Below are 20,266 nucleotides of genomic sequence, written 5' to 3' on the forward strand. Positions count from 1 at the left end.
TTTATTATAACCGCTACACTCAACGTAAAAGAAAAGAAAAATGAAAAATTCAGAAATCACAGGGCTTTCAAAAGAAGAATTAGTAGCTAAGATTGCGGAAGAAAAAGAGAGCTTATCAAAATTAAAGTTCGCACACACTATTTCAGCTATCGAAAATCCTTCGCGTATTGCGAAAGTAAGGAAAGACATAGCCCGTTTAAACACTGAGTTGACTAAAGTGAAAAACACTGAGTCAGCTACTGAAACTAAATAATTTGAGAGTCGACATGGAAAGACAATTAAGAAAAACAAGAACGGGACTAGTAGTAAGCAACAAGATGGATAAATCTGTTGTAGTGAGCGTTGAGCGTAAAGTAAAGCACCCGATTTATGGTAAGTTCGTTAAGAAAACTACCAAATTTATGGCTCACGACGAGAAAAACGAATGCGGTATCGGTGATACAGTATTGATCATGGAAACTCGTCCTTTGAGTAAGAACAAGAACTGGAGATTGGTACAAATTTTAGAAAGAGCTAAATAAGATGGTACAACAGGAATCAAGATTAAACGTTGCTGATAACAGCGGCGCAAAAGAAGTATTGGTAATTCGCGTGCTAGGTGGAACCGGCAAACGTTATGCTTCAATTGGTGATAAAGTAGTTGTTACCGTAAAAAGCGCGTTACCTTCAGGTAACATTAAAAAAGGTACAGTTTCAAAAGCAGTTGTTGTAAGAACTAAAAAAGAAATCCGTCGTAAAGATGGTTCTTATATCCGTTTTGACGATAATGCAGCTGTATTATTGAACGCACAGGATGAGCCAAGAGGTACACGTATCTTTGGCCCGGTTGCGAGAGAACTACGTGAAAAACAATTCATGAAAATTGTATCATTAGCACCGGAGGTATTATAAAATGGGAAACAAAGTAAATACACCATCAAAACTTAAAATCCGTACAGGAGATTTAGTTAAAGTAATTGCTGGCGATTCAAAAGGTCAACAAGGAAAAGTACTTTCAGTACAAATAGAAAAAAACAGAGCCATTGTAGAGGGCGTTAATTTAGTATCTAAACATACTAAACCAAATGCTGCAAATCCAAACGGTGGTATTATTAAAAAAGAAGCTGCTCTTCATATTTCTAACCTGATGTTGGTTGATCCAAAATCGGGTAAAGCTACACGTGTTGGTCGTAAACTAAACGCGGATGGTAAATTAGTTAGAGTTGCTAAAATTTCAGGGGAGGAAATTAAATAATGGCTACACCTAGATTAAAAAGCAAATACAAAGAAGAAGTTGTAAATGCATTAAAAGAGAAATTTCAGTATAAAACTGTAATGCAGGTTCCTAAATTGGAAAAAATCTGTATCAATCAGGGTGTAGGTCGTTTTTCTGTAACTGATAAAAAGATCATGGATACGACAATCGTTGAATTGTCAACCATCACTGGTCAACAAGCGGTTCCGGCTAACTCTAAGAAAGATATCTCAAACTTTAAATTGCGTAAAGGTATGCCAGTTGGTGTACGTGTAACGTTACGTGATAACAATATGTACGAGTTCTTAGATCGTTTGATCTCTGTAGCTTTGCCACGTATTCGTGATTTCAAAGGTATTAACGATAAAGGTTTTGATGGAAAAGGTAACTACACTTTAGGTGTTACTGAGCAAATCATCTTCCCAGAGATTAATATAGATAAAATCAATAAAATTTTAGGGATGGATATAACTTTCGTAACTTCGGCGAAATCTGATGTTGAAGCGCTTGAGTTATTGAAACAATTCGGATTACCATTTAAAAATCAAAAAACAGCAGAATAATGGCAAAAGAAGGTGTAAAAGCACGCGAAGTTAAGCGCCAAAAATTGGTAGCTAGATACGCTGAAAAACGTGCAGCATTAAAAGCTGCAGGAGATTTCGAAGGTTTAGATAAATTACCTAAAAATTCATCTCCGGTACGTTTACACAACCGTTGTAAATTAACTGGTCGTCCACGCGGTTATATGCGTACCTTTGGTATCTCAAGGGTAACGTTTCGCCAAATGGCACTAGACGGTAAAATACCAGGTGTTAAAAAAGCATCTTGGTAATATAGCTTAGAGCTGAAAGCTTAAAGTCTAAAGCGAATAAACCCGCTTTAGGCTTTGGTCTTTTTGCTTTTCGCTTGTAAAAAAGAATTTTAACCGATAGCAGGTCCCACAGCTGTGTAGCAGAAGGAAACCACTATCAAAAACAATAAAAAATGAATACAGATCCAATAGCAGATTATTTAACAAGAGTAAGGAATGCCATTAAGGCCAACCACCGTGTTGTAGAAATTCCTGCATCAAACCTTAAAAAAGAAATTACAAAAGTTCTTTTCGATAAAGGTTACATCGCGAACTACAAGTTTGAAGATACTACAGTTCAAGGCACAATCAAAATTGCTTTGAAATACAATCCGATTACTAAAGTTCCTGCTATTCGTACTTTGATGCGAATTAGTAAACCAGGTTTGAGAAACTATGCTGGTGTTGAAAATATGCCAAGAGTATTAAACGGTTTAGGTATCGCAATCTTATCTACTTCTAAAGGTGTAATGACCGATAAAGAAGCAGCCAAATTAAATATTGGTGGTGAGGTATTGTGTCACGTTTATTAATTATTAGGAGAACAGCACAATGTCAAGAATAGGAAAAGCCCCAATTACAATTCCTTCAGGTGTTACAATTACCGTATCTAATGATAACGTAGTAAGTGTAAAAGGACCTAAAGGTGAATTAACACAAGCAGTAGATACAGATATCACTGTAAGTCAGGAAGACGGAATTTTAACAGTTTCTCGTCCATCAGAACAAAAGAAACACAAAGCATTACACGGTTTATATCGCTCATTGCTTAATAACATGGTTATTGGTGTTACAGAAGGTTATAAATTAACTCAAGAATTAGTAGGTGTTGGTTACCGTGCTACAAACACAGGTAATACATTAGATCTGGTTTTGGGTTATTCTCACCATTATGTATTTCAATTACCAGAAGAGATTAAGGTAACTACATCATCAGAAAAAGGTCAGACACCTAAAATCATTTTAGAAAGTATTGACAAGCAATTGATTGGCCAGGTAGCAGCGAAAATCCGTTCGTTACGTGCACCAGAACCATATAAAGGTAAAGGTATCAAGTTTGTAGGTGAAGTGTTAAGAAGAAAAGCAGGTAAATCAGCGTCTAAAAAATAGTAATCATGGCAGGTAAAAAATTATCAAGAAGAGATCGTATTAAAAAAGGGATCAGAAAAAGACTTACTGGTTCTACCGAACGTCCAAGGTTATCTGTATTTAGAAGCAATAAAGGGATTTATGCGCAGGTAATTAACGATGTAACCGGTACAACAATAGCTTCAGCATCATCTTTGTCAAAAGATTTTTCTGGAACAGGTAACAAAAGTGACCAATCAATAGCAGTAGGTAAATTAGTAGCTGAAAAAGCAATTGCTGCTGGTGTTAAAGAAGTTGTTTTCGATAGAAATGGCTACTTATACCACGGTCGTGTAAAATCGTTAGCAGAAGGTGCTCGCGAGGCTGGTCTAGTATTTTAATCTGAAGAAAAAGTAAGATGTCAACTATCAATATAAAAAGAGTAAAAACCACCGATATCGAATTAAAGGATCGTTTGGTTAGTATACAACGTGTTGCCAAAGTAACCAAAGGTGGTCGTACTTTCAGCTTCTCAGCAATTGTTGTTGTTGGAGATGAAAACGGTGTTGTTGGTTTCGGTTTAGGTAAAGCGAAAGAGGTAACTGAAGCAATCGCAAAAGGTGTGGATGATGCTAAAAAGAACTTAGTAAAAGTGCCTATTTTAAACGGTACTGTTCCTCACGAACAAATCGGTAAATTTTCAGGTGGTTTTGTTTTAATTAAACCAGCTGCAGTAGGTACTGGAGTAATTGCTGGTGGTGCGATGCGTGCTGTATTAGAGAGTGCTGGCGTGCATAACGTATTGGCAAAATCTAAAGGTTCATCTAACCCACACAACGTGGTAAAAGCAACTGTTGATGCATTAACTAAAATGCGTGATGCTTATACAGTAGCTCAAACTCGTGGTATAGATTTAAACAAAGTATTTAACGGATAATATCATGGCTAAGATCAAAATAACACAAGTAAAAAGCGTTATCGACAGAAGCGAGCGCCAAAAAAGAACTGTTCAAGCTTTGGGATTATCTAAAATGAACCAAAGTGTTGAGGTTGAAGCTACACCACAGATTATCGGTATGGTTCGCAAAGTGAACCACTTGGTAGCAATCGAAACAATTTAAAAGAATTATCGAATGAATGAGTTTTGAGTGGGTAAATGGGCATAATGCTAAACATTTAATCATTCAAAATTCAATCATTATTTATTTTATCGTTGTACCTGTTTAGTGAAAGCGAAGGGCAACACAAATTCAAAAAAATGAATTTAAGTAATTTAAAACCTGCAAAAGGTTCTACAAAAAACAGCAAAAGAATTGGTCGTGGTACAGGTTCTGGTCGTGGTGGTACTTCAACTCGTGGTCACAAAGGTGCGGGTTCTCGTTCAGGTCACAAAACCAAAATCGGTTTTGAAGGTGGTCAAATGCCTTTACAACGTCGTGTGCCTAAAGTTGGTTTCAAACCAATTAACCGTACTGAATATGTTGGTGTAAACTTAGATGTTTTGCAAACATTAGCTGAAAAACACAGCTTAACAACTATCGATTTCGCTGCTCTCCAAGCGCATGGTTTAGCTTCTAAAAATGACTTAGTTAAAATTTTAGGTCGTGGTGAAGTGAAAGCAAAATTAGAGATTACTGCTCATGCGTTTTCTGCAACCGCACAAAAAGCTATTGAAGCTGCAGGTGGTTCTATTGTAAAATTGTAATTATTAAATGAAGAAGCTATTTACTACTTTAAGTAATATCTGGAAAATTCAAGAATTAAAAGAGCGTATCTTGTTTACGCTCTTAATTCTTTTGGTATACCGTTTCGTATCTCACGTGGTTTTACCAGGTGTGGATCCAACTGCTTTAGATGCTAACGAAAAATCTGGAATTTTAGGCATACTCGATATGTTTGCCGGAGGTTCTTTCTCTCGTGTATCTATTTTAGCGTTGGGCGTAATGCCTTATATCTCTGCGTCTATCGTGGTGCAACTGTTAGGTATTGCTGTTCCTTCTTTCCAAAAAATGCAGAAAGAGGGCGAAAGTGGTAGAAAGAAAATGAACCAGATCACTCGTTACCTAACGGTAGCGATCACAATCGTTCAATCTGTAGGTTACGTTAAAACCCAGGTTCCGGCTGAAGCTATTTTGTTACCGAATACTTTATTCTTAGTGTTATCTACGTTTGTATTAACGGCAGGTACATTATTTGTAATGTGGTTAGGTGAAAAAATTACTGATAAAGGAATTGGTAACGGAACATCTTTAATTATCATGACTGGTATTATCGCTCGCTTACCGCAGGCAATCAGCCAGGAATTTAGTGCTCGTGTGGGTTCTGCCAGTGAAGGTGGAGGTCCGGTAGCGCTTGTTTTAGAGATTGTTGCTTTATTTGCTGTTGTAATGTTTACCATTTTAATTGTTCAAGGTGTACGTAAGGTGCCTGTACAATACGCTAAAAAAATTGTAGGTAACCGTCAGTTTGGTGGTGTTCGTCAATACATTCCATTAAAAGTAAATGCAGCTGGTGTAATGCCAATCATCTTTGCTCAGGCATTGATGTTCATTCCTGGTGCTTTAATGCAATTTGTTCCGTCACTACAAGGTTCTTGGTTGGTTCAGTTTAGCAATACAACATCGTTAGCCTATAGCTTAACATTCGCTTTTTTAATTATTGCATTTACTTTCTTCTATACTGCAATTACAGTAAATCCAACTCAAATGAGTGACGATATGAAGAAAAACGGTGGTTTTATTCCAGGTGTTAAGCCGGGTTTTGCAACATCAACTTTTATTGATGATGTAATTTCTAAAATTACTTTCCCTGGCGCGGTATTTTTAGCAATCATTGCTATTCTACCTTCGTTAGCAGTTAAATTCGGTATTAAACAAGAGTTTGCACACTTCTTTGGTGGTACTTCATTATTAATTTTAGTAGGGGTAGTGTTAGATACGCTTCAACAAATTGAAAGTTATCTATTAATGCGTCACTATGATGGTTTAATGAAAACAGGTAGAGTTACAGGTAGAACGGGTGTTCCTGCTGCCAGTAGCAACGCAGCTTTGTAAATATTAATTAGTGAATTTTGAATGATAGAATGAATGAATGCTCATCGAGCTATTTATTCATTCAAAATTCAATCATTCAAAACTTGAATTAAATGTCTAAAATTTATTACAAGTCTCTTGATGAGATCGAGTTAATAAGAGAAAGTTCCATGCTTGTTTCTAAAACGTTAGCTGAAGTAGCTAAAGTGATAAAGGCAGGCATGACTACTATTGAACTAGATAAGCTTGCTTATGAGTTTATAAGCGATAATGGTGCAATACCAGCTTTCTTAAACTACAATGGTTTTCCAAATTCTTTATGTATTTCGCCTAATGAGCAAGTTGTTCATGGGTTTCCAAGCAAATACGTTATCGAAGAAGGTGACTTAATTTCAGTTGATTGTGGTGTAATCAAAAACAACTATTTCGGCGATTCGGCTTATACTTTCTCTATTGGGGAAATAGATGCTGAAAAACAGAAGCTTGTGGAGGTTACAAAACGCTGTTTGGAGTTGGGTATTGAAAAGGCTGTAGTAGGCATGCGCATTGGTGATATTGGCTTCGCCGTTCAGCAATATGCAGAAGCTAATGGTTTCGGCGTAGTAAGAGAACTTGTTGGACACGGCGTTGGTGTAAAACTTCATGAGAAACCTGAAGTTCCTAATTATGGAAAGCGTGGTGCAGGACCAAAACTTGAAGAAGGAATGGTAATTGCAATCGAACCCATGATTAATGCAGGTGTTGCCGGTGTTAAATTCCATAACGATGGATGGACGGTAACCAGTAAAGACAATAAGCCATCGGCACATTTTGAACATACAGTGGCCATAAAAAGGGGCAAAGCAGAAGTTTTATCAACCTTTTCTATAATAGAAGAAATTTTACAACAAAAAAAATAAATAATTAAAATTTTTTATTTAATTTTGCAACCCTGTTTAGAAGCAGCTAATTAAGTAACAATCAACAAAATATGGCTAAACAAGCCTCAATTGAACAAGACGGAGTAATCAGAGAAGCATTGTCTAATGCAATGTTCCGGGTAGAACTTGAAAATGGGCACGAGATTATCGCGCACATTTCAGGTAAGATGAGGATGCACTACATCAAAATCCTTCCTGGTGACAAAGTAAAATTAGAGATGTCTCCTTATGATTTAACAAAGGGACGCATCACTTATAGATATAAATAAAATGAAAGTTAGATCATCAATTAAAAAACGTAGCGCTGATTGCAAGATTATTCGCCGTAAAGGTAAACTTTACGTTATCAACAAGAAAAATCCTAAATACAAGCAACGTCAAGGGTAATTTTAAAATATTGTAATGATCCGCACAACGGTGGCCCGCCGTTCGGAATTACGTAAAACATAAACAAATATGGCAAGGATTTCAGGTATTGATTTACCAAGAAACAAAAGAGGAGAGATTGGTTTAACTTATATCTACGGAATAGGAAGAACTACTGCACAACGTATTTTAACTACTGCAGGTATCGACTTAAACAAAAAAGTACAAGACTGGTCTGATGATGAGTTATCAGCAATCCGTACAATGATTAACGATGAAATTAAAGTAGAAGGTGCTTTACGTTCAGAGGTTCAGTTAAACATCAAACGTTTAATGGATATTGGTTGTTACCGCGGTTTACGTCACAGAAAAGGTTTACCTTCTCGTGGTCAGCGTACTAAAAACAACTCACGTACTCGTAAGGGTAAGAGAAAAACAGTTGCTAACAAGAAAAAAGCTACTAAGTAGAAAAAATTAATGATTGAATAATAGAAGGATTGAATTATTGAATGTTTTACATTCTACCATTCATCATTCAAACATTCTCTCATTATAGTAATATAAAACATGGCTAAGAGTAAAAAAGTAACAAAAAAACGTATCGTTGTAATTGAGTCTGTTGGACAGGCGCATATCAATGCTACCTTCAATAACATCATCGTTACCTTAACAAACAACGGCGGACAAACCATTTCATGGTCTTCAGCTGGTAAAATGGGCTTTAAAGGTTCTAAAAAGAACACACCGTATGCAGCTGGTCAAGCAGCATCAGATTGCGGTAAAGTTGCATTTGATTTAGGTTTACGTAAAGTTGAAGTGTTTGTAAAAGGTCCGGGTTCAGGTCGTGAATCTGCAATCAGAACTTTGCAAGTAGCAGGTATCGAAGTAATGTCTATTAAAGATATCACTCCACTTCCTCACAACGGATGTCGTCCTCCTAAAAAGAGAAGAGTTTAATTAATTTTAAAGCTAAGAATCTTCGGTTACAGGCCGAATGATACTTTAAAACAGAAAAAAAAATGGCAAGATATACAGGCCCAAAATCAAAAATCGCCCGTAAATTCAGAGAACCAATCTTCGGTCCTGATAAGGTGTTAGACAGAAAAAATTATCCTCCTGGGCAACATGGCTCATCAAAAAGAAGAGGAAAACAATCTGAATATGCTATCCAGTTAATGGAGAAACAAAAAGTAAAATATACTTATGGTGTATTAGAAAAACAATTCAGTAACTTGTTTAAAAAAGCATCTTCTCGTGCTGGTATTACCGGTGATAACTTACTTCAGTTATTAGAAGCACGTTTGGATAATACAGTTTACCGTTTAGGTATTTCAACAACCCGTTCTGGTGCACGCCAGTTAGTTAGCCATAAACACGTTACCGTGAATGGTGAAGTTGTAAATATCCCTTCATATCAGTTAAAAGCTGGTGATGTGGTTGCTGTTCGTGAAAAATCTAAATCTTTAGAATCAATTAGTAACTCAGTTGCAGGTAGAACAATTAATAAGTTCGCTTGGTTAGAGTGGAATGCTAGTGAATTAACTGGTAAATTCTTAACCTACCCTCAACGTGATGAGATTCCTGAAAACATCAAGGAAAACTTAATCATCGAGTTATACTCAAAGTAATAAATGATCTGGTTAATTACCTCAAAAGGGTAATTAACTTTTTTCATATTACTATATATTCAATAACGAATTTAAAAAAATATAAATGGCAATTTTAGCATTTCAGAAACCAGACAAAGTGATCATGCAGAAATCAACCGATTTCGATGGCACATTTGAATTTCGTCCTTTAGAGCCCGGTTTCGGTGTAACAATTGGTAATGCCTTAAGAAGAATTTTACTTTCTTCATTAGAAGGTTATGCTATTACTACTATTCGTTTTTCAGGCGTTTCTCATGAGTTTTCTACCATGAAAGGTGTTGTAGAAGATTTAACTGATATCATCTTAAACTTAAAACAAGTTCGTTTTAAGAAATCTGGTGATTCGGGTGATGCAGAAAAAGTTTTCATCATTGTTAATGGTCAGGATCAGTTTAAAGCTGGTGATATCACTAAATTCTCTAACAACTTTACAGTTTTAAATCCTGAGCATGTTATTTGCAATATGGATAAATCTGTTACTTTGGAAGTGGAATTAACCATCAATAAAGGACGTGGTTATGTACCTGCTGAAGAAAATAAAGTTGCTGATGCTGTTGTAGGTGTTATTGCGATCGATTCGATTTATACTCCAATGAAAAATGTAAAATACACGATCGAAAACTTTCGTGTTGAACAAAAAACGGATTATGAAAAATTGGTTTTAGATATCTCTACTGATGGTTCAATTCATCCTGAAGAAGCATTAAAAGAAGCGGCTAAGATTCTTATCCAACACTTTATGCTATTCTCTGATGAGAACTTAGTATTAGAATCTCAAGCTAAAGAAGAAACTAAAGAAGTTGACGAGGAAATTTTACATATGCGTAAAATCCTTAAAACAGAATTAGTGGATATGGATCTTTCAGTTAGGGCATTAAACTGCTTAAAAGCTGCTGATATCCGTACTTTAGCTGATTTAGTTTCTTACGATGTTGCTGATATGTTAAAATTCAGAAATTTTGGTAAAAAATCTTTAACAGAGATTCAGGAATTAGTAAAATCAAAAGGTTTATCATTTGGTATGAACCTGTCTAAATTTAAATTAGACGAAGAATAAAAATAGTCATGAGTTCGGATTCAAAAGTCTTGAGTCCGAAACTTAACTATAAATAATATTTTTTCATGGTATATAATTCCCTCAGCTTAATTGCAAAGAGACGGTATATACTTTATAACACTCGAAATGAGACACGGTAAAAAACACAATCACTTAGGTAGAACTACCTCACACAGAAAAGCGATGTTGGCTAATATGGCTTCATCACTAATTTTGCACAAAAGAATTACAACAACTTTAGCTAAAGCAAAAGCTTTACGTGTATATGTTGAGCCAATTATCACTAAATCAAAAAATGATACTACTCACTCACGTCGTACAGTATTTGCTTATTTACAAGATAAAGAAGTAGTAACGATTTTATTCCGCGAAATTGCTGAGAAAGTTGCAAACCGTCCAGGTGGTTACACTCGTATCATTAAATTAAACAACCGTTTAGGTGATAACGCTGAAATGGCTTTAATTGAATTGGTAGACTATAATGAAGTTTATGGCAAAGATGTAGAAGCAAAAGAAGAGAAGAAAACTACTCGTCGTGGTAGAAGTAAATCTACTGCTGCTCCTAAAGCTGATGAGGCGAAAGCTGAAACTGCTGAGAAAGTGGAAACTGAAGCACCTGCTGCTGAAGAAGCTTCTGCTACAGAAGAACCAAAAGGAGAATAATCCCTTCCAAAAGAGAGGGTTTAAATTAAAGATAAAAAGAGAGTCCTGTTCGAAAGAGCAGGACTTTTTTGTTTAATAATATTTCTTGCAAAATATGGTTGTAATATCTCGCTATGACTCGGCGTATGTAGTGATCTTAACACGACCGCTATCTATAAGTAACCTATCGGGCTGGTGTCTCAACAACCGAAACACAATATCAGTCGCCTGATGAAGGTGGCAATGTAAATTCCATATAGAACCAAAACCTATTAATTTAAAACTTATATTTGCCTTACTCAAAGGGGTGCTGATGGGCTTGCAATTTCTGTTGTAGCCATTGGCTGAGATTACACCCAAAAGAGGTAGAAGGCAGATGGACAGAAAGTAGAAGGTTAAACCCTCCTCCTTTAAACCCTCTATCCCTCTGCCTTATACTACCTGATTCGGATAATGCCGACGTAGGGAAGAGGTTAAATTCAAAACACTGTTTCGCCCTGAAAGCAGTTTCAATTATTTTTTATTAGTCGCAAGACAAAATTATTGTAAATGAATTTTCAAGAGTGGTTCAGGCTTTTTCAGGAACAAATTTTACACACTTCCATTGTAGAGTGGCTGGCTGTTGGCTTCGGCGTTTCTGAGGTTTTACTGGCTAAAAAAAACAATATCTGGCTTTATCCAACAGGAATAATTTCTATTCTATTATCCATGTTTCTCTTGCTGAATGTGAAACTCTATGCAGAAATGTTGCTGAGTATTTACTATTTGGTGATGAGTGTTTACGGCTGGATGATTTGGAAAAAGCGCAAGATTGATGGCGAAAACCAAGTATCATGGAGTACAAACCAAGAGTTGTTAATTGCTATACTTATTTCCGTTGTCGGTTTCTTTATCTTGTATTTTGTATTACGAAATCATACAGACTCTGACGTACCGCTTCTTGATGCCTTTGTTTCATCAACCGCTTGGGCCGGCATGTGGCTTTTAGCCAAGCGTAAAATAGAAAACTGGATTTTCCTTAACATCTCCAATATAGTTGCTATTCCTTTATTGTTTCATAAAAAGCTACCCTTGATGGCCTGTTTAACTACTTTCCTTTTTGTGGTAGCGATACTCGGTTTTATAGACTGGAAAAAGATTATCGGCAACAGAAACCTGAGAATGACCTAGTTTTTTCGCGAAATCAAAGTTGTTTTCTATGACCTCAACATTACCTTGGCAATAAATAAACAGAGAAAAAATATGCAAGATACATTAACACAAACCTGGCAAGAAACGGTACGCAAATTTGCAGCGCAATCTGAAGCAATGGGTGAACTACATCCTGAGATTTTGGAGCTAGCCTATCAGGAAAACTGGTTTAAACTTTTTGTTCCTGAAATTTACGGTGGAGCAGGGAAAAAACTTCCGGAAATTTTAAGATTGGAAGAGGAACTGGCAGAAACTGATGGGAGTTTGGGTTGGACAGTTACACTTTGCGCCGGTGCAGGATGGTTTGCAGGATTTTTAAATCCGGCACTAGCACAAGAAATTTTTGCTGATAAAAAGGTTTGTTTCGCCGGAAGTGGTGCTGTTGGTGGGATCGCAATAGAAACCGAAAACGGCTATCTAATTAACGGACATTGGAAGTATGCCAGTGGTGCTTTGCATGCAACTATTTTTACTGCAAACTGTATATTAAAAAAAGCAGATGGAACCGACATCCTGGATGAGGAAGGAAATCCTGAAATCTCGTCCTTTATCCTAAACAGGAATGAAGTTGAGATTCTTTCAGGTTGGTCTTATTTTGGTCTCATGGCAACGGGAAGCCATGCATTCGAAGTTAAAGATTTGGTTGTTCCGAAAAATAGAACTTTTAAAATTAATAACAATATTGAAGTTGCAGGCGAAGGCTTTGATTATCCTTTCTTACAACTGGCAGAAACTACACTGGCTGTAAATAGCCTTGGCATGGGCCAGCATTTTATCCGGTTGGTAGAAAATTCTTTTTTGTCTCGCACCGGCCTGCGCAGATACAATGAAAATCAAATAGCCTTCTTTAACGCTGAATTGAATAAATGCAAAACAGAAGTTGAAACGTTAAGGATTCAATTTTATCAAGCTTTCGATGAGTCGTGGGATCAACTAATTCATGCTGGCGCTATAGAAGATCAGCAGTTGGAATCTGTAAGTAAGGCGAGTAGAAAACTTGCTCATGTTTGCAGAAGAACTGCAGATACACTTTTTCCTTATTGCGGATTAGAAGCTGCGAAAAAAGAATCTGAAATTAACCGGGTTTGGAGAGACATTCATACGGCGAGTCAACATGCATTGCTTACCTTCGAGAGTTAAGGTAGAGATAAGTTTGATTTTAGTTTGTTTTTAAAGTCTGCAACAAGCTTATCCATTTTGGTTGGATAACGAAGGTATAGAAAGGCCTGAATTGGTTTCGCGAAAAGTAGTTTTGATGATAATCTTCTGCTTGGTAAAAAGTAGTAGCAAGACTAATTTCCGTAATAATAGGCTTCTGGAAAATATGTTCGTTGGTAATCACCTCCAATACTTAAGATGTTTAATTTACAGAGATTTGGCTTTTATCTTTTTCAACTCTGATTCGAAATTAGCAATTGATGTTTTCTCTTCCTTTGCTTTTTTAATAGCTGTCTCCTGAGTTTTAGCTGCTTCCTCGTAATAACCCATCCGATATAAAATATGAGCTAAGGTATCGTAATATCCTGACAAAGGATTTAACTCTATTGATCGGCGACTCCATATCATCGCTTTAGTTAAGTTGTTGATATTCTTTGTCCCAATTTCATAAAACTTCCAGGCTGCATTGTTTAACTCCATTGCATAACTGCTCGACGAAGATGTAACCGCAACAATTGATTGTGTTATACTTTTCGATCCTGAAACCTTCATTAGACTATCCATCTTCTCCTTCGATACCATTTTTACATCAGTTTTGTTAGGCAATGGGCTTGGCATGTTAGCTTTATGATTGCGTGCTTCAATCTTTTTAATACTATCTGCACTAACATTCATGTAGTAATTATCGTAAAAATACATTGCTGTCCTCATGTAATTGGCAGTGTCCTTTACCGTATTATAGTACCAAAGAATTTGGTTATTGAATGCTCTTTCTCCGGCTCTATAGTCCGTTGTCCATGTGGAACGGGCAAAATTTGCACCCGCCATGGCTCTACTTATTTTTTTTTCTTTTGCAGCAGCCATCATGGTGTTTGAAATAATTCCGTTGTTAACAGTTACCCTTTTCTGTAATGGTTCGGTTCTGTAAAAACTATCAACCAACTTTTTATTAGTATACGCCATTTTGTAAGCAATACCGTCTGCGTATGGGCCTGCTTCGAAAATGTAAAGTATATTATCGTAATTATTGAAGTCGGCAATTTTCAGGTTGCCTACATATTTCTCAATTAAATCTGCATTGTTCGTTATCCCGATTTTCTTCCTGGAATCAATTAATTTCTTTATTAAGCTAATATTGCCACCATCTGCCTCTACATCTTTTTCAAGTTCTGATATTGATTTTTCTTTATAGGCTGCCAAGGCATGATCCACCATCAATAAGTATTTCTTTTTATCTGTTGAATTTCCAAAATCACTAAAAAAGATTTCTTTGCTCGGCCGGAGGAAAACATAGGCCGGGAAACGTTTGATATTACCTAAACGGATAATAGACCTTATACTGGTATCCATCATGTTCGTTTTATAGACCGTAAAATTTTGATCAATTTTTGCAATTACATCTTCTTCATCTAATGCCGATTTAAAGCTGACTTTCGCATTTGGTGGTAAATTTTTAGGAGGTGCCGATTTAGGTGCATTAATGATCAGCAATACAGGCTTACCGGTTTCGGCCGACAGAGAAAGTGCAGTAGCTAAAAACTTGGAAGATTTCAGTTCCTGAGAAAAACCTGAAAGTGATAGGAGTAAAGCAATAATTGAGAGGATTGTTTTCATGATTGACGAGTGTTAAATAAAGACGCAAAGAAAAGCCTGCAATTGAAGTTGCAGGCTTAAAATATTATTGATACTGAATATATATCGGCTTCGGGGTGAGTTTCAACAACTCTTCCGGAGTTAATAATCGTTTAGGTTCTTTCTTTAAATCGTTCTTGTAAAAAAGTTTAAAACCAGTAAACTGAACAGGTTCGCCGTAAACAAAGTGACGGTAAGTGCCTTTTTTTAATTCAGGCTCACCCCATCCATCCATGTGCACTACCACCTGAACTTCCGGGCGTAATTTGATATTAGGAGAATTGGTTACCATTTTCTTGGTAAAACGGTGAAGTACAAAAACCTTTGGAGGCAAATTGTATTTTTTAACAAGATCAGCTAAATAACCCGTTACGTAATTAATATCTACTGCATCGTAAGTTCCAATTTTTTTACCTGGAAGGGAGCCATCTTTCATCGAAAACTCCGGATCTATTCCTAAGTGAACATTTGGCATTTGAAGGTATTTTTCAATATGTGGAAGTTCGGCTTTAATGGTACTTAGTGCAACCTGCAAATCAAGAAATACAATGGTATTTGGCTGCATTTGAGCGATCTTCAAAACAGAATCAATCTGTTTATTTCCCATTCTGTTGATGTATTTTTTGTCTTTACCAGGTGTTCCGCTTGCTACTGCGGCAATATAATGCAAACCAGCCTGTACCGGGGTGGATGGATCTGCTTTTTCCCAACGTTTAATTTCTGTATTTAAACGTTGCCACATTTCCTTTGGTGCATATTCACCTAAAGCCCCCATTTTTTTAGAGTGAAGGTTTCCATAATATACTACGATGCGTTTAAATGGCAGGATTGCACCAGCCAAAGGAGTAGGTTGGTTTTTAACCGGCCATTTGCCTGTTGTATCGCCATTAGCTAATTTTTTTACCAGCGAATCATATAATTTTGGATCAACAGGCTTCATTACATTTGCTGCTGAATCCGTTTTCTTTTTAGTAGTGTCAGATGAAGTTTGGTTAACTCCGTTACTGTTTTTGCCTTCTGAATTACAGTTTGCAAATAAACTGATTGCGGCAAAACCAAGTATAACTGTGCCTGCCAAATGGGGAAATTTCATAGATAAGATAATAGTTTATTAAAGTATAGGCATTTTTAAATATCTGCTTTTACGTGGAAAAGGTATGGAATTTTGATGACTTAGGCAAGTTAGTTATACATTACAGAATTTACCGAAAACACCTAAAGGAAGTTTAATGCCTGCAGTTGCCTGCAAATATAATTCACCCACTTCTAAATTTTTTACGCCTGGGTATGAGGTACGGATTAAATTTTCAACAATTATAGAAGAAAACCCCAGAGAATAAGTGTTCAGGATCAGAAAATGTTCTTGCTCATCCAAAAGCTGTACAACATCTTGCATCATCTCCTGAATATGATCTTCCAGTTTCCATTTCTCACCATTAGGGCCATGGCCATAAGCAGGTGGATCTAAAATAATGCCGTTGTATTTCTTGCCTCTTTTAAGTTCTTTTTTAACAAACTTCAAAGCGTCTTCAACCATCCAGCGGGTATTTTTCAAACCAGATAATTCCTGATTTTCATTCGCCCAGGTAACCACCTGTTTAATTGAATCTACGTGAGTGGTTTCGGCGCCTGCAGCATTTGCAATTAGCGATGCAGCACCTGTATAGGCAAAAAGATTTAGCACCTTTGGTTGCGGAGTTTTAAACTTTTTGATTGATGAAGAGATAAAATCCCAGTTTACAGCTTGTTCAGGAAAAACCCCAACGTGTTTAAAAGATGTTAAGCCTAAACGAAGCTTAATGGCCACTTCATCATTTTTATATTCAACATGCCAGCGATCAGGGATCGATTGATTTTTCTTCACCCATTCGCCAGAAGTCGCCGAACGACCTCTGAATGTAATATTGGCTGTTTTTTTCCATTCCTCTTCTGATAACGTTTTCTTCCAAACAGCCTGTGGTTCAGGACGGATTAAGATCACATTTCCAAAACGTTCTAATTTTTCAAAATCCCCGCAGTCAATCAGTTCATAATCTTTCCAGTGCGTTGGGGCCAATAATTGTATCATGTATTATTTGTATAGGTCGTCATTGCGAGGCACGAAGCAATCTTAATGCGATAGATATACAGAAGGAGATTGCTTCGTGCCTCGCAATGACGATTTTGTTTATTTGAAATCTAACGGCTCATTAAAATCCTCAGAAATGTAAAGTATAGTTCCCTTTGCAGCACCATATAAGCTTTTTGGTTCCTCAACAACTTGGTTTTGGTCTATGCCTTCTTTATAAAAACTCTTCGAGTGTTTAGCTTTTAAAAAATCAATAAAATCTTCTACCTCGTTTACCATGCTTTCTGGTAAGGTTTCTAATTTGTGAATGATGTTTTTTGTAGCCGTAGTCATTAAACAAATATAGGAATTTTCTTAAAACTTGTCTTTTGCAGCTTTCATAAAGCGACTTGCAAAAACGAAGTCATTTAATTCCTTGATTTCGGTATGTGCGATTTCCTTGTTGCTGCCTTCCCAGAATTTTTTTCCTTCGTGCAGGAATAAAATATAATCCCCAATCCCCATCACAGAGTTCATATCGTGGGTAACAACAATTGTTGTGGTTTTGAACTCCTCTGTTAACTCCTGAATCAACTCATCAATTACAATTGATGTTTTAGGATCCAAGCCAGAGTTAGGTTCATCACAGAACAAATACTTAGGATTCATAGAAATGGCACGGGCAATACCCACCCGTTTTTTCATTCCACCTGAAAGTTCTGCAGGGAATAATTTATTTTTACCAGCAAGGTTTACCCGCTCCAAACAAAAATTAACCCGTTCTAGTTTTTCTTTCCTGGTTTGATCAGTAAACATATTGAGTGGAAACATGATGTTGTCCTCTACCGTCATACTATCAAATAAAGCAGACCCCTGAAAAAGCATTCCAATTTCTTTACGAACTTCAATCCTTTGCTCGTAAGTCATTGGTGTAAAATCACGTCCATCGTACAAAACAGAACCCGAATCTGGCTGATGTAAACCAACCATGCACTTTAATAAGGTAGTTTTACCAGAACCTGAGCCTCCAATAATCAAATTGGTAACTCCTTCTTCAAACTTACCAGAGATGCCTTTTAAAACTTCGTTTCCAGAGAATGATTTATATATGTCTTTAACTTCGATCATTACAATAACAATTGGGTAACTAAATAATCGCAAACAAGAATAGAGATACAGCTAATAACAACCGCTCTTGTACTTGCCTGTGAAACTTCTAAAGCGCCACCACGAACATAAAAACCTTCGTATGCAGGAACCGATGTAATGATGAAACCAAACACAAAGGCCTTTACCAATGCAACAACTATAGTATAAGGGTTAAAGTCTGTTGTAATCCCTTGAAGATATTCTGCAGGGGTAACAGCGCCAGAAACAGAGCCACCGATGTAACCGCCAGAAATGCTTAAGAACATAGAAATGATCACCAACATTGGAACCATTGTAATGCCCGAAATGATTTTTGGAAGAATTAAATAACCAGGCGCATTAATACCCATGATTTCGAGGGCATCGATTTGTTCGGTAACCCGCATCGAACCGATTTCGGATGAGATAGCCGAACCAATTTTACCTGCTAAAACAATAGCACTGATTGTTGGACTTAATTCTAGAATACTCGAATCCCTGTTTACGGAACCAATAATAGTTTTTGGAATAAAATCACTTACCAACTGGAAAGCAATCTGTAAAGTCATTACTGCTCCAATGAATGTAGAAATGATAGCAATAAGGCCCAAAGAACCCACGCCTACATAATCCATTTGTTTGGCAATTTCCTTTAAATATATTTTTAGTTTTTCCGGCCTTCTGAAAACAGATTTGAGCAGCAGGATGTATCTCCCGAAATTGGTAAAATTCATTCCGTATGTGTTGCTTAATTTAAATGATCATTTATATTACTACAAAGAAACGATAAAAAAGTTGGAGCGCTTTGATAATTGAAAAATTATTCGTGGTTTCGAATATAAATATGGTTTTTTGTTAACAAAAATTAAACTACAAAAAATGAAAGCGGTAATTACGGGCGCAACAAAAGGCATTGGCCGGGCAATAGCTATTAAACTTTGGAACGAAGGATATGATTTAGCGCTGGTAGCCAGAAGCCCGGAAGATTTAGAACAATTGCAGAGAGAGCTTTCTTTTTCAGGTAGAACAATCCTTACTTACCCTGTAGACTGCGCCGTTAAGGAAGATGTATATAAATTTCTCCATCAGGTAAAAAATGAATTTGGCTTTGCGGATGTCCTGGTTAACAACGTTGGCATATTTATGCCCGGGAGTTTGTTAGATGAAGCGGATGAAACATTTGAGCAACAACAGGATTTGAATGTAAATGCAACTTATTATATCAGCAAGTTTTTCGCGAAAGAAATGCGTTTACAGCAGCATGGTCATATTTTTAACATCTGTTCGGTGGCAAGTAAAAGCCCTGTAGAAAATGGTGGTAGTTATAGTGTAACAAAGGCAGCGATGTTAAGTCTTAATCATGTATTGCGGCAAGAGTTAGCACCACACAACGTTAAAGTAACTGCTTTTTTGCCGGGTTCAACAAAAACAGCATCATGGGAAGGAACAACAATTCCTGATGAAAAATTTGTACAACCCGCTGATATTGCAGATACACTTTATACCATCTTAACCTTAAGTAAAGGGGTAAATGTTGACGAGGTTTTAATCACTCCGCTCAATTTTTAAACACAAAATGAACCGCGTTATGGAAAAGAAGCTTTTTAGAAACGAACACGATAAGATGATTGCCGGGGTAGCTTCAGGTCTTGCAGATTATATGCAGGTAGAGGTTACCATAATCAGATTATTATTTGTATTATCTACTATTTTTATGGCTGGGGCTGGCCTGATAGCCTATATCATCATGTGGGCAATTGTTCCGGTTAACAATGATCCTGCTTTTAGATTTTCAAAATTTAACGATTATTTCAACAAAAACAATCCAAATAGTGCGCCATTTGGAAATCCTCCACCATTTACTGGGCCAGTAGGTTCAGGCAATGCGAACTGGACACAGCCCGTTAATGAAAATGCACAAAAAACGCCTTTCGAAACACAACCAGATTTTAGTAAGTTTAATAAACCCAATGATACCGGACGAACGGTTACTGGTTTAGTATTACTTGTTATTGGCTGTTTCTTTTTAATGCGGGAAATGGATTTTATTCCAGACTGGTTTACCATCAGGAACTTCTTTAAATTTATGTGGCCACTAATCTTTATTGCATTAGGCATCAGTATCATCGCAAAATCTAAAAGAAAAAACGATTGGCAGGCCTTTCAGCAGCAACAAGCCGCCGAAGAAGAGAAAAAGGCAGACTTCTCTGAAGTTGTGGTAGAAAGTGAACCTACAATAAATCATGACAACACAAACAATTCAACAACAAATAATCCTCAACTATAAATATT

General features: G+C 36.6%; 32 protein-coding genes. 25 read left to right on the top strand and 7 right to left on the bottom strand.

What is annotated here, in order from left to right:
- The first annotated feature begins 40 nt into the window (after positions 1–40).
- From rpmC to ACN1CD_RS08505, 23 genes are all read left to right on the top strand, one after another.
- A complete protein-coding gene (rpmC, locus tag ACN1CD_RS08395; RefSeq protein ID WP_132530128.1) occupies positions 41–253 on the top strand; it encodes a 50S ribosomal protein L29 in 213 nt (70 codons plus the stop codon).
- A gap of 13 nt (positions 254–266) precedes the next feature.
- The gene (rpsQ, locus tag ACN1CD_RS08400) at positions 267–521 is read left to right on the top strand and encodes a 30S ribosomal protein S17 (protein WP_010599901.1); all 255 of its coding nucleotides are present in this window, start codon (positions 267–269) and stop codon (positions 519–521) included.
- 1 nt (position 522) lies between these two features.
- A complete protein-coding gene (gene rplN / locus ACN1CD_RS08405) occupies positions 523–891 on the top strand; it encodes a 50S ribosomal protein L14 (RefSeq protein ID WP_010599900.1) in 369 nt (122 codons plus the stop codon).
- Between the two features lies 1 nt (position 892).
- Entirely contained in the window at positions 893–1,234 is a 342-nt protein-coding gene (rplX, locus tag ACN1CD_RS08410) for a 50S ribosomal protein L24 (RefSeq protein WP_132530126.1), read from the top strand.
- A complete protein-coding gene (gene rplE / locus ACN1CD_RS08415; protein ID WP_088301915.1) occupies positions 1,231–1,797 on the top strand; it encodes a 50S ribosomal protein L5 in 567 nt (188 codons plus the stop codon). The genes rplX and rplE overlap by 4 nt, the downstream gene beginning before the upstream one ends.
- Positions 1,797–2,066, top strand: a complete 270-nt coding sequence (rpsN, locus tag ACN1CD_RS08420; protein ID WP_010599897.1) for a 30S ribosomal protein S14 — start codon at positions 1,797–1,799, stop codon at positions 2,064–2,066. The genes rplE and rpsN overlap by 1 nt, the downstream gene beginning before the upstream one ends.
- Before the next feature lie 152 nt (positions 2,067–2,218).
- Complete coding sequence (rpsH, locus tag ACN1CD_RS08425; RefSeq protein WP_056869756.1) at positions 2,219–2,617, top strand: 30S ribosomal protein S8; 399 nt, start codon at positions 2,219–2,221, stop codon at positions 2,615–2,617.
- A 19-nt stretch (positions 2,618–2,636) separates the two neighbouring features.
- Positions 2,637–3,194, top strand: a complete 558-nt coding sequence (gene rplF, locus ACN1CD_RS08430; RefSeq protein WP_419129956.1) for a 50S ribosomal protein L6 — start codon at positions 2,637–2,639, stop codon at positions 3,192–3,194.
- A 5-nt stretch (positions 3,195–3,199) separates the two neighbouring features.
- Entirely contained in the window at positions 3,200–3,553 is a 354-nt protein-coding gene (gene rplR, locus ACN1CD_RS08435; protein WP_320462115.1) for a 50S ribosomal protein L18, read from the top strand.
- A 17-nt stretch (positions 3,554–3,570) separates the two neighbouring features.
- Positions 3,571–4,089, top strand: coding sequence for a 30S ribosomal protein S5 (gene rpsE / locus ACN1CD_RS08440; protein ID WP_010599893.1), 519 nt, complete (start codon positions 3,571–3,573; stop codon positions 4,087–4,089).
- A gap of 4 nt (positions 4,090–4,093) precedes the next feature.
- Positions 4,094–4,273: a 50S ribosomal protein L30 gene (gene rpmD / locus ACN1CD_RS08445; protein ID WP_320462114.1), complete on the top strand. Its 180-nt coding sequence runs from the start codon at positions 4,094–4,096 to the stop codon at positions 4,271–4,273.
- A 137-nt stretch (positions 4,274–4,410) separates the two neighbouring features.
- A complete protein-coding gene (rplO, locus tag ACN1CD_RS08450) occupies positions 4,411–4,857 on the top strand; it encodes a 50S ribosomal protein L15 (RefSeq protein ID WP_154281254.1) in 447 nt (148 codons plus the stop codon).
- A 7-nt stretch (positions 4,858–4,864) separates the two neighbouring features.
- The gene (gene secY, locus ACN1CD_RS08455) at positions 4,865–6,205 is read left to right on the top strand and encodes a preprotein translocase subunit SecY (protein ID WP_132530118.1); all 1,341 of its coding nucleotides are present in this window, start codon (positions 4,865–4,867) and stop codon (positions 6,203–6,205) included.
- Positions 6,206–6,297: 92 nt separating this feature from the next.
- Complete coding sequence (gene map, locus ACN1CD_RS08460) at positions 6,298–7,083, top strand: type I methionyl aminopeptidase (RefSeq protein ID WP_419129957.1); 786 nt, start codon at positions 6,298–6,300, stop codon at positions 7,081–7,083.
- A 71-nt stretch (positions 7,084–7,154) separates the two neighbouring features.
- Positions 7,155–7,373, top strand: coding sequence for a translation initiation factor IF-1 (gene infA / locus ACN1CD_RS08465; RefSeq protein ID WP_010599888.1), 219 nt, complete (start codon positions 7,155–7,157; stop codon positions 7,371–7,373).
- A 1-nt stretch (position 7,374) separates the two neighbouring features.
- Entirely contained in the window at positions 7,375–7,491 is a 117-nt protein-coding gene (gene rpmJ / locus ACN1CD_RS08470; protein WP_010599887.1) for a 50S ribosomal protein L36, read from the top strand.
- A 69-nt stretch (positions 7,492–7,560) separates the two neighbouring features.
- Positions 7,561–7,938 (top strand): 30S ribosomal protein S13, encoded by a 378-nt coding sequence (gene rpsM, locus ACN1CD_RS08475; protein WP_010599886.1) that lies wholly within the window; start codon positions 7,561–7,563, stop codon positions 7,936–7,938.
- Between the two features lie 99 nt (positions 7,939–8,037).
- On the top strand, positions 8,038–8,427 hold the full coding sequence (gene rpsK, locus ACN1CD_RS08480) for a 30S ribosomal protein S11 (protein WP_131532654.1): 390 nt from the start codon (positions 8,038–8,040) through the stop codon (positions 8,425–8,427).
- 62 nt (positions 8,428–8,489) lie between these two features.
- Positions 8,490–9,098 (top strand): 30S ribosomal protein S4, encoded by a 609-nt coding sequence (rpsD, locus tag ACN1CD_RS08485; protein ID WP_029282720.1) that lies wholly within the window; start codon positions 8,490–8,492, stop codon positions 9,096–9,098.
- 85 nt (positions 9,099–9,183) lie between these two features.
- A complete protein-coding gene (locus tag ACN1CD_RS08490; RefSeq protein WP_419129958.1) occupies positions 9,184–10,176 on the top strand; it encodes a DNA-directed RNA polymerase subunit alpha in 993 nt (330 codons plus the stop codon).
- Positions 10,177–10,302: 126 nt separating this feature from the next.
- Entirely contained in the window at positions 10,303–10,839 is a 537-nt protein-coding gene (rplQ, locus tag ACN1CD_RS08495; protein WP_419129959.1) for a 50S ribosomal protein L17, read from the top strand.
- 528 nt (positions 10,840–11,367) lie between these two features.
- Positions 11,368–11,988: a nicotinamide riboside transporter PnuC gene (gene pnuC / locus ACN1CD_RS08500; RefSeq protein WP_419129960.1), complete on the top strand. Its 621-nt coding sequence runs from the start codon at positions 11,368–11,370 to the stop codon at positions 11,986–11,988.
- A gap of 72 nt (positions 11,989–12,060) precedes the next feature.
- A complete protein-coding gene (locus ACN1CD_RS08505) occupies positions 12,061–13,149 on the top strand; it encodes an acyl-CoA dehydrogenase family protein (RefSeq protein ID WP_419129961.1) in 1,089 nt (362 codons plus the stop codon).
- Between the two features lie 19 nt (positions 13,150–13,168).
- On the opposite strand, the gene ACN1CD_RS08510 is transcribed toward ACN1CD_RS08505, so the two are convergent.
- The 7 genes from ACN1CD_RS08510 to ACN1CD_RS08540 all read right to left on the bottom strand — a co-directional run bounded on the left by ACN1CD_RS08510 (position 13,169) and on the right by ACN1CD_RS08540 (position 18,708).
- Positions 13,169–13,351, bottom strand: a complete 183-nt coding sequence (locus tag ACN1CD_RS08510; protein ID WP_419130050.1) for a peptide-methionine (S)-S-oxide reductase — start codon at positions 13,349–13,351, stop codon at positions 13,169–13,171.
- A 23-nt stretch (positions 13,352–13,374) separates the two neighbouring features.
- Entirely contained in the window at positions 13,375–14,781 is a 1,407-nt protein-coding gene (locus ACN1CD_RS08515) for a hypothetical protein (protein WP_419129962.1), read from the bottom strand.
- Between the two features lie 64 nt (positions 14,782–14,845).
- Positions 14,846–15,892 carry a hypothetical protein gene (locus tag ACN1CD_RS08520; protein WP_419129963.1) on the bottom strand — a complete coding sequence of 349 codons (1,047 nt, stop codon included), beginning with the start codon at positions 15,890–15,892 and terminating at the stop codon, positions 14,846–14,848.
- 93 nt (positions 15,893–15,985) lie between these two features.
- Positions 15,986–16,867 (bottom strand): class I SAM-dependent methyltransferase, encoded by an 882-nt coding sequence (locus tag ACN1CD_RS08525; protein ID WP_419129964.1) that lies wholly within the window; start codon positions 16,865–16,867, stop codon positions 15,986–15,988.
- 99 nt (positions 16,868–16,966) lie between these two features.
- Positions 16,967–17,200: a DUF2281 domain-containing protein gene (locus ACN1CD_RS08530; RefSeq protein WP_419129965.1), complete on the bottom strand. Its 234-nt coding sequence runs from the start codon at positions 17,198–17,200 to the stop codon at positions 16,967–16,969.
- Positions 17,201–17,221: 21 nt separating this feature from the next.
- Positions 17,222–17,974, bottom strand: a complete 753-nt coding sequence (locus ACN1CD_RS08535; RefSeq protein ID WP_320465486.1) for an ABC transporter ATP-binding protein — start codon at positions 17,972–17,974, stop codon at positions 17,222–17,224.
- Positions 17,974–18,708 carry an MlaE family ABC transporter permease gene (locus ACN1CD_RS08540; RefSeq protein ID WP_419129966.1) on the bottom strand — a complete coding sequence of 245 codons (735 nt, stop codon included), beginning with the start codon at positions 18,706–18,708 and terminating at the stop codon, positions 17,974–17,976. The genes ACN1CD_RS08535 and ACN1CD_RS08540 overlap by 1 nt, the downstream gene beginning before the upstream one ends.
- 145 nt (positions 18,709–18,853) lie before the next feature.
- Here ACN1CD_RS08540 and ACN1CD_RS08545 point away from each other — a divergent pair, with 145 nt between their 5' ends.
- Together ACN1CD_RS08545 and ACN1CD_RS08550 are read left to right on the top strand one after the other, a co-directional pair.
- Positions 18,854–19,543 carry an SDR family oxidoreductase gene (locus ACN1CD_RS08545; protein ID WP_419129967.1) on the top strand — a complete coding sequence of 230 codons (690 nt, stop codon included), beginning with the start codon at positions 18,854–18,856 and terminating at the stop codon, positions 19,541–19,543.
- A gap of 19 nt (positions 19,544–19,562) precedes the next feature.
- Positions 19,563–20,261 (top strand): PspC domain-containing protein, encoded by a 699-nt coding sequence (locus tag ACN1CD_RS08550; RefSeq protein ID WP_419129968.1) that lies wholly within the window; start codon positions 19,563–19,565, stop codon positions 20,259–20,261.
- Positions 20,262–20,266 lie beyond the last annotated feature (5 nt).

The organism is Pedobacter sp. N23S346, assembly GCF_048515415.1.
Taxonomy (GTDB): domain Bacteria; phylum Bacteroidota; class Bacteroidia; order Sphingobacteriales; family Sphingobacteriaceae; genus Pedobacter.

Coding starts and splice junctions, on each gene's coding strand:
- rpmC (WP_132530128.1), top strand. CDS start 41: ATGAAAAATTCAGAAATCACAGGGCTTTCAAAAGAAGAATTAGTAGCT.
- rpsQ (WP_010599901.1), top strand. CDS start 267: ATGGAAAGACAATTAAGAAAAACAAGAACGGGACTAGTAGTAAGCAAC.
- rplN (WP_010599900.1), top strand. CDS start 523: ATGGTACAACAGGAATCAAGATTAAACGTTGCTGATAACAGCGGCGCA.
- rplX (WP_132530126.1), top strand. CDS start 893: ATGGGAAACAAAGTAAATACACCATCAAAACTTAAAATCCGTACAGGA.
- rpsN (WP_010599897.1), top strand. CDS start 1,797: ATGGCAAAAGAAGGTGTAAAAGCACGCGAAGTTAAGCGCCAAAAATTG.
- rpsH (WP_056869756.1), top strand. CDS start 2,219: ATGAATACAGATCCAATAGCAGATTATTTAACAAGAGTAAGGAATGCC.
- rplF (WP_419129956.1), top strand. CDS start 2,637: ATGTCAAGAATAGGAAAAGCCCCAATTACAATTCCTTCAGGTGTTACA.
- rplR (WP_320462115.1), top strand. CDS start 3,200: ATGGCAGGTAAAAAATTATCAAGAAGAGATCGTATTAAAAAAGGGATC.
- rpsE (WP_010599893.1), top strand. CDS start 3,571: ATGTCAACTATCAATATAAAAAGAGTAAAAACCACCGATATCGAATTA.
- rpmD (WP_320462114.1), top strand. CDS start 4,094: ATGGCTAAGATCAAAATAACACAAGTAAAAAGCGTTATCGACAGAAGC.
- rplO (WP_154281254.1), top strand. CDS start 4,411: ATGAATTTAAGTAATTTAAAACCTGCAAAAGGTTCTACAAAAAACAGC.
- secY (WP_132530118.1), top strand. CDS start 4,865: ATGAAGAAGCTATTTACTACTTTAAGTAATATCTGGAAAATTCAAGAA.
- map (WP_419129957.1), top strand. CDS start 6,298: ATGTCTAAAATTTATTACAAGTCTCTTGATGAGATCGAGTTAATAAGA.
- infA (WP_010599888.1), top strand. CDS start 7,155: ATGGCTAAACAAGCCTCAATTGAACAAGACGGAGTAATCAGAGAAGCA.
- rpmJ (WP_010599887.1), top strand. CDS start 7,375: ATGAAAGTTAGATCATCAATTAAAAAACGTAGCGCTGATTGCAAGATT.
- rpsM (WP_010599886.1), top strand. CDS start 7,561: ATGGCAAGGATTTCAGGTATTGATTTACCAAGAAACAAAAGAGGAGAG.
- rpsK (WP_131532654.1), top strand. CDS start 8,038: ATGGCTAAGAGTAAAAAAGTAACAAAAAAACGTATCGTTGTAATTGAG.
- rpsD (WP_029282720.1), top strand. CDS start 8,490: ATGGCAAGATATACAGGCCCAAAATCAAAAATCGCCCGTAAATTCAGA.
- ACN1CD_RS08490 (WP_419129958.1), top strand. CDS start 9,184: ATGGCAATTTTAGCATTTCAGAAACCAGACAAAGTGATCATGCAGAAA.
- rplQ (WP_419129959.1), top strand. CDS start 10,303: ATGAGACACGGTAAAAAACACAATCACTTAGGTAGAACTACCTCACAC.
- pnuC (WP_419129960.1), top strand. CDS start 11,368: ATGAATTTTCAAGAGTGGTTCAGGCTTTTTCAGGAACAAATTTTACAC.
- ACN1CD_RS08505 (WP_419129961.1), top strand. CDS start 12,061: ATGCAAGATACATTAACACAAACCTGGCAAGAAACGGTACGCAAATTT.
- ACN1CD_RS08515 (WP_419129962.1), bottom strand. CDS start 14,781: ATGAAAACAATCCTCTCAATTATTGCTTTACTCCTATCACTTTCAGGT.
- ACN1CD_RS08520 (WP_419129963.1), bottom strand. CDS start 15,892: ATGAAATTTCCCCATTTGGCAGGCACAGTTATACTTGGTTTTGCCGCA.
- ACN1CD_RS08525 (WP_419129964.1), bottom strand. CDS start 16,867: ATGATACAATTATTGGCCCCAACGCACTGGAAAGATTATGAACTGATT.
- ACN1CD_RS08530 (WP_419129965.1), bottom strand. CDS start 17,200: ATGACTACGGCTACAAAAAACATCATTCACAAATTAGAAACCTTACCA.
- ACN1CD_RS08535 (WP_320465486.1), bottom strand. CDS start 17,974: ATGATCGAAGTTAAAGACATATATAAATCATTCTCTGGAAACGAAGTT.
- ACN1CD_RS08540 (WP_419129966.1), bottom strand. CDS start 18,708: ATGAATTTTACCAATTTCGGGAGATACATCCTGCTGCTCAAATCTGTT.
- ACN1CD_RS08545 (WP_419129967.1), top strand. CDS start 18,854: ATGAAAGCGGTAATTACGGGCGCAACAAAAGGCATTGGCCGGGCAATA.
- ACN1CD_RS08550 (WP_419129968.1), top strand. CDS start 19,563: ATGGAAAAGAAGCTTTTTAGAAACGAACACGATAAGATGATTGCCGGG.